Source organism: Streptomyces sp. W16, assembly GCF_033194735.1.
Lineage (GTDB): Bacteria > Actinomycetota > Actinomycetes > Streptomycetales > Streptomycetaceae > Streptomyces.
Window position 1 is genome coordinate 1 of sequence record NZ_JAWOAI010001196.1, and the last position, 813, is coordinate 813.

General features: G+C 72.0%; 1 pseudogene. It reads right to left on the reverse strand.

What is annotated here, in order from left to right:
• Positions 1–813 (reverse strand): annotated as a pseudogene (locus tag R6V09_RS54170) (FtsK/SpoIIIE domain-containing protein); the annotation flags it as partial.

An 813-nucleotide genomic window follows, 5' to 3' on the forward strand; every position in this document is an offset into this window, starting at 1 on the left:
CCGGCGACGCCCGCGACGCCGGCCCTGCGCAGCGCCACGTTGACGGGAACCTGGTTCAGCGTGGGCACGGTGGAGCGCCGGTGCTCGTCCTGGTCCGGGTCGTCGACGCTGATGGACGAAGGCAGGTCGGCGGTGCCGACACGCACGGAGAGGAAGTCGGGGTCCTGCCAACGGCGTTCCCACAGCCGCTCCGAGGGCTGGACCGCCATCTGAAGCAGCATGGCCGGATCGGGCAGGGACAGGCGCAGGTTGTGCTGTTCCCCGAGTACGGCGGCGTCGACGTCGGCGCGCACGCGGGCCAGCGTCTGCTCGTACTCCTCTTTCTTCTCAAGGTACTTGAGCATCGCCTGCTTGCGTCCGCCGAACTGGGTGATCAGGGCGGCGATCGGAGACAGCAGCGCGATGAAGACGAAGGACCAGCGGTGTGTGACGAAGATGGCGATCACGGCGCTGGCCGCGGGCACCAGCAGGATCGGCAGCAGCGGGATGGGCCGCTTGTCGGGCTTGACCGGCGGGGTCGGCAGCCGGAACTTGGCGCCCGCGGCGGGCGGCAGGAACCTCGGCGGCCGGTTGAACTCCAGCCCGAGACCGTCCTGCGCCGGAGTCAGCGGAGCCCGGGCCGTCCGCTGCGAGGTCAGCTCCAACAGGATGTCGCCGACGGCGAGTTGACTGCCCTCCCGCCACGGGGACGGCGCCTGCGCGGGCTTGCCGTCGAGCAACGCCCCGTCGGTCATGAGGAGTTGGGCGCTGCCGTCGAGCAGGACCCGGACCCGGGCCGCGAGGGCCGGCGTGCCCGCGGCGAGGCGGACGCGG